Raw genomic sequence first — 6,473 nt, forward strand, 5'->3', positions numbered from 1 at the left:
ACGCGCCAAGCGGCGCTTGCCTTCCGCGCAAGGAACCCTGGCAAGCTCACGCAAACCTTCGGAGGAAGCCCGCCATGTCGACCGCCCTCGCCCGCCAGATGCCGCCCGTCCAGCACGCCAAGGTCAACGGCATCGACATGGCCTATTACGAGGTCGGGCCGCGCGGCCAGGGCGTGCCGCTGATCTTCTGCCACGGCTTCCCAGAGCTGGCGTTTTCGTGGCGCCACCAGCTGGCGGCCTGCGAGGCGGCCGGGGTCTGGGCGATCGCACCCGACCAGCGCGGCTATGGGCTCACCTCGCGCCCTGAGGCGATCACCGACTACGACATGGAGCACCTGACCGGCGACCTCGTCGGGCTGCTGGATCACCTGGGCGCGGCCAAGGGCGTGTTCGTCGGCCACGACTGGGGCGGCATCGTCGTCTGGCAGCTCCCGCTGATGCATCCGGACCGCGTGGCCGGGATCATCGGGCTGAACACGCCGTTCATGCGCCGCGCGCCGCTCGACCCGATCGAGGGCATGCGCAAGGTGTTCGGCGAGGACATGTACATCGTCTGGTTCCAGAAGCCGGGGATCGCCGACGCGGCGCTGGCCGCCGACGTCGACAAGACCATGCGGTTCTTCATGCGCCGGCCGGCGGCGATCTCGCAGGCCGCGGCCCCGCCCGCCGGCGGCTCGACGTTTGCGTTCGGCGACGCGCTGAACGCCTGGGACAAGGCCGACACCGCCAACCAGCTGCTGAACGCCGACGAACTGACCGGCTTCGTCGAAACCTTCCAGGCCACCGGCTTCACCGGCGGGATCAACTGGTACCGCAACTTCTCGCGCAACTGGGAGCGTTCGGCCGACTTCCCAACCCGCGTCGACGGCATCCCCTGCCTGATGATCATGGCCGAGAAGGACGTGGTGCTGTCGCCGGCCATGGCCGACGGCATGGAAGAGGTGATCTCGGATCTGGAGAAGGTGCTGATCCAGGACAGCGGCCACTGGACGCAGCAGGAGAAGCCCGAAGAGGTCAACCGGCTCATCCTGGACTGGATGGGGCGCCGCTTCCCGAAGTAGACTGGCGGGGATGGAACGCAACACCCCGCCCTTCGCCGTCTCGAACACAGCCCACCGCAAGGGGCTGTACGCGGACAATGAGCCGTTCGCCTACGGCTGGCTGCCGACCAGCGGGGCGCACGAGATCTTCTATGAAGAGTGCGGCAATCCCGACGGCAAGCCGTGCGTGATCCTGCACGGCGGCCCGGGCGGCGCGATCAACCCGACGATGCGCCGGTTCTTCAACCCGGCGAAATGGCGGATGGCGCTGTTCGACCAGCGCGGCTGCGGCAAGTCGCGGCCGAACGCCAGCCTGGAAGACAACACCACCTGGTCGCTGATCGAGGACATCGAGCGGCTGCGCATCCACCTCGGCGTCGAGAAATGGACCGTGTTCGGCGGCAGCTGGGGCAGCACGCTGGCGCTGGCCTACGCCATCACCCATCCGCATCGGGTCGAGGCGCTGGTGCTGCGCGGCATCTTCCTGTTGACCCAGCGCGAGCTGCGCTGGTTCTACCAGGAAGGCGCCTCGATGCTGTTCCCGGACGCGTGGCAGCGGTTCTGCGCGCCGATCCCGGAAGCCGAGCGCGGCGACATGATGGCCGCCTATCACAAGCGCCTGACGCACGCCGACCGCCGCATCCAGGCCGAGGCCGCGGCCGCCTGGAGCCAGTGGGAAGGCGACACCATCTCCATCCGCGGGCCGGAGGCGCGGCCTTCGAAGTTCAACGAGATCGACTTCGCCATCGCCTTCGCGCGGATCGAGAGCCATTTCTTCGTCAACGGCGGCTTCTTCAAAGAGGACAATTGGATCCTCAACAACATCGACAAGATCCGCGGCATTCCGGGCTGGATCGTCCAGGGCCGGTTCGACGTGGTCACGCCGATGGACAGCGCTTGGCGGCTGAAGACCGCGTGGCCCGAGGCCAGTTTCGACATCGTCTGGGACGCGGGGCACGCCTCGACCGAGCCCGGCATAGTCGACGGCCTGGTGCGGGCGACGGACCAGGCGCTGAAGCTCTAGGGCCCGGAGGGAGCGCCATGGCAGTCACCATCGCCGACGCGCTCCTGTCCCTAAGACCCCTGCCCGGCCTGGCGGTGTTGATGTGCGGCCTGGCCGGCAGCGGCAAGACCACCTTCGCCATGGCGCTCGAGGACGCCGGCTTCCTGCGGCTCTCGATCGACGAGGAGCTCTGGCGCCGTCACGGCCGGTACGGCCTCGATTTTCCCGCCGACGACTACCCCGTTCTGCTGGAGCCGGTGCGCGCCTGGCTGCAGGCCCAGGTCGCCGAAGCGGTGCGCGGCGGCCAGGCGGTGGTGATCGATTCCAGCTTCTGGAGCCGTGCGCATCGCGACGCCTTCAAGGCCGAGGTCGAGAGCGCGGGCGGACGCTGGCGGCTGATCTACCTGCACGCCCAGCCCGAACTGCTGCAACGGCGGCTGGCCGACCGCCGCGAGCGAACCGACCTAAACGGGGCGATCCCGGTCGACGATGCGATGCTGGCCCGCTTCCTGCGCAGCTTCGAGCCGCCGCTCGGCGAGGGCGAGACGACCGTGACGGTCGCCTGACTTACATCAGCGCGCCCTTGCCGCTGGTGACTTCCGAATAGCGGTGGACGCGCACGGCCTGGACCAAGCCAAAGCCGATCATCACCGTCAGCATGACGGTGCCGCCATAGGACAGCAGCGGCATCGGCACGCCCACGACGGGCGCCAGGCCCATGACCATCGCGCCGTTGATCAGCACATAGAGCGCGAAGGTCGCGGTGGTGCCGGCCGCCGACAGCCGCCCGAAGTGCGAGTGGGCCAGGGCCGAGGTGCGCAGCGCCATGAAGATCACCGCGCCGTAGAGGAACAGCAGCGAGAAGCAGCCCAGGAACCCGAACTCCTCGGCCAGGGTCGCGAAGATGAAGTCAGTCTGCTTCTCGGGCAGAAAGTTCAGCTGGCTCTGCGAGCCGAGCCCGTAGCCCTTGCCGAAGAACCCGCCGGAGCCCAGTGCGATCTTGGACTGCAGGATGTGATAGCCGGACCCTGAGGGATCGCTCTCAGGGTCGAGGAAGGTGAGCACCCGTTTGCGCTGGTAGTCGTGCAGCACGAACATGACGATCGGCGGCACGGCGACGACGAAGGCCGCGACGCCGGCCAGGATGATCCGCCACGACAGTCCCGCCAGCACGACGATGGCCACGCCGGTCATGGCGATCAGCATGGCGGTGCCCAGGTCGGGCTGGTGCATGACAAGGACCGTCGGCGCCCCGATCATCGCGGCGGGGACCAGCAGCCACCAGGAGAGCTTGGCGTTGTCGGCCGAGATGCCGTGGTAGAACCGCGCCAGGGCCAGCACGATCCCGAGTTTCATGATCTCGGACGGCTGGAAGCTGAACGGCCCGAAGGCGAGCCACCGCTGTGCGCCCATGCGCACGTCGCCGGCCACCTCCACCGCGACAAGCAGCAAGAGGCCTATGCCGTAGAGCGGATAGGAAATGGCGAACCAGACCCGCAGGTCGATCATCGCCAGTCCGATCATCAGCACGAAGCAGAGCGCGAAACGGCTGAGGTGCTTAGCCGCCCACGGTTCCCACGACGACCCGGCGATGGAGAACATCATCAAGGCGCCGGTTCCGGCGATCAGGCAGAGCGCCAGGGCGAACAGCCAGTCGATCTCGGACAGCTTGACGACCAGGCGGTCGCGCTCTCCGGGGCGGGTCAGGGCGCTGACGGTCATATCGCGCCTCCTGTGGGGGTGGTGGCGGCCGGCGGGGCCGTCGGAGCGGCAGGCGCTGCCGGCGCGGCGGTGATGGTCGGCGCCTCGGGCGCGACGCCTTCGGCCTCCAGCGGCTCGGGGGCCTCGGGCATCGGCATCGGGGTCTCGATGCGCGAGCGCAGCTCCGGATCCTTCATCAGCGCCACGCGCATCACCTCGCGAGCGCGGGGCGCGCCGGCGGTGGCGCCGCCCAGGCCGCCATGCTCGACGATGACAGCCACGGCGTAGCGCGGATCATCGACCGGCGCGAAGGCGACGAAGAGGTTGTGGTCCTTCAGCCGCCAGGTGACGCCGGCGCTGCTGCGCGAGGCGAGGCCGGCATAGGAGCGGACCTGGGCGGTGCCGGTCTTGCCGGCCATCTGGATGTCGCCGAGGCCAAGCTGGCTCTGGCGATAGGCGGTGCCGCCGGTGTCGTTCGCCACGGCGACCATGCCGCCACGGACGTATTCGAGCTGTTCCTTGCTGAACGGCAGGTCGGGCACGTCGTCGCCGTGCGGCCGCTCGACCCCGCCCACCGACTTCACGAGACGCGGATTCAGCGCCTTCTTGCCGTTGGCCAGCCGCGCGGTCATCACCGCCAGCTGCAGGGCGTTCACCGCCACATAGCCCTGGCCGATGCCGTAGCTGACGGAGTCGCCCGGCTGCCAGACAGGCTCGCGCTTGACCGCTTTGCGTTTCCACTCGCGGGAGCCGACGACGCCCTTCTTCTGGCCGGGGATGCCGATGTCGAAGATCTGGCCGAAGCCCATGGCGTGGGCGGCCTTGGCGATCGGGTCCGGCCCCATCCGCAGCGCGGTCTGGTAGAAATAGACGTCGCAGGAGTTCTTGATGGCGTCGTGCATGTTCTGCGAGCCGTGCCCGCCATGCTTCCAGCAGCGCCAGGTGCGCCCGCCCCAGTACCAGCCGCCCGAGCAGTGGACCCGCACTTCCGGGTCGATGCCCGCCGTCAGCGCCGCCAGGGCGACCGTCGGCTTGAAGGTCGAGCCCGGCGGATAGGTGCCGGTCATCACCTTGTCGAGCAGCGGCTTGCGCTCGTACTGCGCCAGGGCGCGATACTCAGGCCCCGACAGCCCCTTCACGAAGCGGTTGGCGTCGAAGCTGGGCGAGGACGCCATGCACAGCAGGTCGCCCGTCCGGCAGTCCATCATCACGATGGCCCCGCTCTCGTCGCCCATCACCTCGAGCGCGCGATTCTGGATGTCGACGTCGAGGGTCAGCTCGATCCGCTTGCCCGGCGTGCTGGGGATGTCGCCGGCCTCGTCCTGACGGACCTCGCGGCCGTTGGCGTCGACCTCGACCTTGCGGGCGCCGGCCTTGCCGCGCAGGTCTAGATCGAAGGCCTTCTCCACGCCCTGGCGGCCGATCCGGAAGCCGGGATTGAGCAGGATCGGGTCCGAGTTCGGCCCGGTGGAGGTGAGATCCTCGCGATTGACCTTGGCGACGTAGCCGATGACGTGGGCGAAGGCGCCGCCGTGCGGATAGACCCGGACCTCGCCCATGTCGGCGGTGACGCCGGGCAGTTCCGGAGCGCGGATGTTGATCGCCGAGAATTCGTCCCAGCTCATGTCCTCGAACACCGAGACCGGCACCCGCTTGGGGGTCTGCTTGATGTCCTTGATCAGGCGCAGCTGGCGCGCCTCGTCCAGCGGCACGAAGGTCGACAGCGTCTTCAGCGTGCCTTCGACGTCCGTCGAATTGTCCTCGCGGGTGACCAGCAGCCGGAAGTTCGGACGGTTGGAGGCCAGGATGGCGCCGTTGCGGTCCACGATCAGGCCGCGCGGCGGCGGCACGAGGCGGAAGTTGAACTGGTTCGAGGCCGAGAGCTTCTCGTAGCGCTGGGTCTCGATGATCTGCAGGTGCGCCAGGCGCGCGCCGAGCGCGCCCAGACCCAGGCCCGCTATGCCGCCGAGCAGGAACATCCGGCGGTGGAAAACCCCCTGCCGTTCATTGACCTCGGAGAAGAAGATCGACGGCTCGGCCATCGCTTCGGGACCCTAGCGGAAACGCACGTCTGCATCCTCGAACCGGTCGATGAGCAGGTGCGCGAACGGAAACAATATGATTGTGGCGAGGAATTGCCAGGCGACGGCGATGGGATCAGCTGTCGCATGCGCGCCGACCATCGTGAACAGGAAGGCCGCCCCCAGCGCCAGGCCGGTCGCCGCGGCGTACCAGGCCCACATGACCGGAAAGCTCTGGCCGGCCATCATGCTGCGGCCGATCAGCGCCGCGCCGTAGACCAGCAGCAGCGACAGAGCCCACAGCCCCATCGGCGCGCCCCAGATGATGTCGAGGAACAGGCCCATCAGGAGGACCCCGACCGGCGCCAGCATCGACGGGCGGATCACCGCCCAGGCGAAGGCCGGCACCATCGGAAAGATCGGCTCAGGCAGGCTGAGACCGAAAGGCCGGAAGGGCAGCGAGAACAGGACGGTCAGGATCAGGCACTGGACGAGCGGGACCCCGATCCAGCGCCAGGGGGCCAAGGGGCGCGCGCCGGCCACTAGAACGGGACCTCCGATGGAGGCGGCGGCTGCGGCTGGGCGGCGGGGGCCGACGGCGCGGCCGGCGTGGCGGAGCCCGGGGGACGGCTGGCGGCAGGTCGCGCCGGGGGGGGGGGCGTCTCCACATCTCCGAGCCCACGAGACAACCGAGTTCATCTGGGGGGG

General features: G+C 68.8%; 6 protein-coding genes. 3 read left to right on the forward strand and 3 right to left on the reverse strand.

The annotated features are described in order from the left end of the window. Nucleotides 1–74 precede the first annotated feature (74 nt). The 3 genes from AC1Q87_RS07045 to AC1Q87_RS07055 are packed head-to-tail and all read left to right on the forward strand — an operon-like array spanning nucleotide 75 to nucleotide 2,609. Nucleotides 75–1,061 carry an alpha/beta fold hydrolase gene (locus tag AC1Q87_RS07045; RefSeq protein WP_492608253.1) on the forward strand — a complete coding sequence of 329 codons (987 nt, stop codon included), beginning with the start codon at nucleotides 75–77 and terminating at the stop codon, nucleotides 1,059–1,061. Nucleotides 1,062–1,071: 10 nt separating this feature from the next. Beyond that, the gene (gene pip, locus AC1Q87_RS07050) at nucleotides 1,072–2,064 is read left to right on the forward strand and encodes a prolyl aminopeptidase (protein WP_492608254.1); all 993 of its coding nucleotides are present in this window, start codon (nucleotides 1,072–1,074) and stop codon (nucleotides 2,062–2,064) included. Between the two features lie 17 nt (nucleotides 2,065–2,081). Next, nucleotides 2,082–2,609, forward strand: coding sequence for a P-loop nucleotide/nucleoside kinase family protein (locus AC1Q87_RS07055; RefSeq protein ID WP_492608255.1), 528 nt, complete (start codon nucleotides 2,082–2,084; stop codon nucleotides 2,607–2,609). Between the two features lies 1 nt (nucleotide 2,610). Here the strand turns inward: AC1Q87_RS07055 and rodA are convergent, their stop codons facing one another. Genes rodA through AC1Q87_RS07070 form a run of 3 tightly spaced genes read right to left on the reverse strand, consistent with a single transcriptional unit; the run spans nucleotide 2,611 to nucleotide 6,308 of the window. After that, complete coding sequence (gene rodA / locus AC1Q87_RS07060) at nucleotides 2,611–3,765, reverse strand: rod shape-determining protein RodA (RefSeq protein ID WP_492608256.1); 1,155 nt, start codon at nucleotides 3,763–3,765, stop codon at nucleotides 2,611–2,613. After that, nucleotides 3,762–5,786, reverse strand: a complete 2,025-nt coding sequence (gene mrdA, locus AC1Q87_RS07065; protein ID WP_492608257.1) for a penicillin-binding protein 2 — start codon at nucleotides 5,784–5,786, stop codon at nucleotides 3,762–3,764. The genes rodA and mrdA overlap by 4 nt, the downstream gene beginning before the upstream one ends. A 12-nt stretch (nucleotides 5,787–5,798) precedes the next feature. After that, nucleotides 5,799–6,308, reverse strand: a complete 510-nt coding sequence (locus tag AC1Q87_RS07070; RefSeq protein WP_492608258.1) for a hypothetical protein — start codon at nucleotides 6,306–6,308, stop codon at nucleotides 5,799–5,801. Between the last annotated feature and the right edge of the window lie 165 nt (nucleotides 6,309–6,473).

It is taken from the genome of Phenylobacterium sp. GW823-FHT02A09 (assembly GCF_058797775.1).